Here is a 2,360-nt window from a genome sequence, read left to right on the forward strand (position 1 = left end):
GACCAAGTATTTGCATGGCCAAATGCAGAAATTGCAGTAATGGGTCCAGATGGAGCAGCTAATATAATATTTAAAAAGGATATTGAAAACTCTAATGATCCTATAAATACAAGACAAGAAAAAATTAAAGAATATAGAGATACAGTAGCAAATCCATATATAGCAGCAGAAAGAGGATATGTAGACGATGTAATAGTTCCTAGTATTACTAGACCAAGATTAATATCTGCCTTTGATATGCTAGGCTCAAAGAGAGAACATAGACCTGCTAAAAAGCATGGTAACTTACCAGTATAAAAGAGGTGAAATAATTGGGTGAATATATAACTATTAGCAACAGCGTGTTTATTACAGTCTTTAGTATGATTATAGTTTTTACTGTCCTAATAATAATATCCTATTTAATAAAGGGATTAAGTAATATAGCTGGTGGTGGAAAAAAACCACAACCTCCTAAAGCCAATCCTGTTATAGAAAATAGGACAGAAGATAGGATAGAAAATAAAGTAGAAGAAGAAATAGCTACAAATGATATAAACGATGAAGAATTAGTAGCAGTTATAGCAGCAGCCATAGCTTCTAGCTTAGGCGTAAGCATACCTGAAGTAAATATTAAAAGTATAAAAAGGATGCCTCAAACAACACCTGCTTGGGCAGAAACAGGCAGAAGAGAGCAGATGTTTGGAAAATTATAATATATAAATATCTTAGGAGGTAGAACAATGAGAAAATTTATTATAAATGTAAACGGAAATTCTTACGAAGTAGAAGTAGAAGAAGTAACAACTAGTGGAGCCGTAGAAAGACCAGTACCAAAAACAGTATCCCCAGCACCACAACCAGCAGCACAACCAAAAGCAGCACCAGCACCACAATCAAAAGCAGAGAAAAAAGAAATAGCAGTATCCCAAGGACAAGAAGTAGTAGAAGCACCAATGCCAGGAACAATTCTTAGTGTAAACGTAAAAGAAGGAGATACAGTAAAATCAGGAGATATATTATTAATCCTTGAAGCTATGAAGATGGAAAATGAAATATTAGCACCAAGAGATGGAGTAGTAGCAAATATAGCCACTTCAGCTAGTGCCCTAGTAAACACAGGAGATAAACTAGTAGTATTAGACTAATTCTTTAAGAAAGGAAGGTAAAGAATATGCTTTTAGATGTATTAAAGGATTTTTGGCAAAGCACAGGATTTGCTGTTATTACCTTTAAGCAAATTATTATGCTATCTGTATCCTTTATTTTATTATACTTAGCCATTAAAAAAGAGTTTGAACCCTTACTACTAGTTCCCATAGCCTTTGGTATGTTACTTGCTAACCTACCACTAGCAGGACTAATGGATCCACCTAAAATGGCACTAGTTATAGATCCAGTCACAGGAGAAATGGTACAGGAAACCAAGCAATTAGGAGGATTATTATATTATCTATACCAAGGAGTCAAACTAGGAATATATCCACCCCTAATCTTTCTAGGAGTAGGAGCCATGACAGACTTTGGACCATTAATAGCAAACCCAAGGAGTATACTACTTGGAGCAGCAGCACAATTTGGAATATTTGTAACATTTATAGGAGCAATAGCCTTAGGATTTACAGGACCAGAAGCAGCAAGCATAGGAATAATAGGGGGAGCAGACGGACCAACAGCCCTTTACCTAACAAGTAAACTAGCACCCCATCTATTAGGACCAATAGCCGTAGCAGCCTATTCCTATATGGCATTAGTACCAATAATTCAACCACCAATAATGAAAGCACTAACAACCAAAGAAGAAAGAGAAATAGTAATGGAACAACTAAGACCAGTATCCAAGAAAGAAAAGGTTATATTTCCAATAATGGTTACAGTATTAGTATCCTTACTACTACCATCAGCAGCAGCCTTAGTAGGAATGCTTATGATGGGTAACTTAATCAGAGAATCAGGAGTAGTAGAAAGACTATCAAAAACAGTACAAAATGAATTAATAAACATAGTAACTATATTCCTAGGAACAACAGTAGGAGCAACAGCCAACGCAGAAACATTCCTATCTCCAGCAACAATAAAAATAATAGTGCTAGGACTTATAGCCTTCTCCATAGGAACAGCAACAGGAGTATTGTTCGGAAAAATAATGTGTAAAGTAAGTGGAGGAAAAGTAAATCCACTAATAGGATCAGCAGGAGTATCAGCAGTACCAATGGCAGCAAGAGTATCACAGAAAGTAGGACAAGAAGCAAACCCAAGAAACTTCTTACTAATGCATGCCATGGGACCAAATGTTGCAGGAGTTATAGGTTCAGCTGTAGCAGCAGGGCTGTTATTAATGTTCTTCGGAGGGTAAAATAAAGCAGAGGAGACTCTGCTTT

The 2,360-nt window shown here is 36.2% G+C and carries 4 protein-coding genes; all 4 read left to right on the forward strand.

Annotation, left to right across the window (positions count from 1 at the left end; translation table 11 throughout):
- Nucleotides 1-297 (forward strand): carboxyl transferase domain-containing protein (locus KQI42_RS20575; protein WP_281420535.1); only part of this gene is annotated, 297 nt, incomplete at its 5' end.
- Between the two features lie 14 nt (nucleotides 298-311).
- Nucleotides 312-695 carry an OadG family protein gene (locus KQI42_RS20580; protein ID WP_216522689.1) on the forward strand — a complete coding sequence of 128 codons (384 nt, stop codon included), beginning with the start codon at nucleotides 312-314 and terminating at the stop codon, nucleotides 693-695.
- A 27-nt stretch (nucleotides 696-722) separates the two neighbouring features.
- A complete protein-coding gene (locus KQI42_RS20585) occupies nucleotides 723-1,127 on the forward strand; it encodes a DUF2118 domain-containing protein (protein ID WP_216522694.1) in 405 nt (134 codons plus the stop codon).
- 26 nt (nucleotides 1,128-1,153) lie between these two features.
- Nucleotides 1,154-2,335: a sodium ion-translocating decarboxylase subunit beta gene (locus tag KQI42_RS20590; RefSeq protein ID WP_216522696.1), complete on the forward strand. Its 1,182-nt coding sequence runs from the start codon at nucleotides 1,154-1,156 to the stop codon at nucleotides 2,333-2,335.
- The last annotated feature ends 25 nt before the right edge of the window (nucleotides 2,336-2,360 follow it).

This window comes from Tissierella simiarum, assembly GCF_018917865.1.
In the GTDB taxonomy this organism is placed as follows: Bacteria; Bacillota; Clostridia; order Tissierellales; family Tissierellaceae; genus Tissierella_C; species Tissierella_C simiarum.

Bases quoted from the DNA above. Each gene is read 5' to 3' on its own strand.
- KQI42_RS20590 (WP_216522696.1), top strand. From the start codon at position 1,154: ATGCTTTTAGATGTATTAAAGGATTTTTGGCAAAGCACAGGATTTGCT.
- KQI42_RS20585 (WP_216522694.1), top strand. From the start codon at position 723: ATGAGAAAATTTATTATAAATGTAAACGGAAATTCTTACGAAGTAGAA.